This window comes from Adlercreutzia sp. DFI.6.23 (genome assembly GCF_024462535.1).
Taxonomy (GTDB): domain Bacteria; phylum Actinomycetota; class Coriobacteriia; order Coriobacteriales; family Eggerthellaceae; genus Adlercreutzia; species Adlercreutzia rubneri.
Genome location: NZ_JANGBP010000489.1, coordinates 1 through 302, shown reverse-complemented (window position 1 = coordinate 302; position 302 = coordinate 1). Strand labels below are relative to the sequence as shown.

1 pseudogene is annotated in these 302 nt (G+C 66.6%); it reads right to left on the bottom strand.

Annotated elements, in window-relative coordinates:
* A pseudogene (locus tag NE591_RS14270) lies at positions 1–302 on the bottom strand (energy-dependent translational throttle protein EttA); the annotation flags it as partial.

Sequence of the window (302 nt, the reverse complement as noted above, 5' to 3'; positions counted from 1 at the left end):
GGTTCTTCGCAACGAGCACCTTCGAGCCCAAACGAGGGCCGGCGGGAATCTGGATCTCCGCGAAGTCGAGCTTCTTCGCCTTGCCGGCCTCGGCCACCATGGCGTCGGAGTTGGCCAGACGCGCCTTCGACTTCGCCTGACGGGCCTTCGGCGAGCTGCGCACCCATTCAAGCTCGCGCTCCATGCGCTTGGCGAGCTTGGCCTGGGCCTGTCCCTGGGCGGCCTTGCGGGCGGCCTTGGTCTCCAAGTAGGTGGAGTAGTTGCCCTTGTAGGGGAAGAGCTTCCCGCGGTCCACCTCGCAG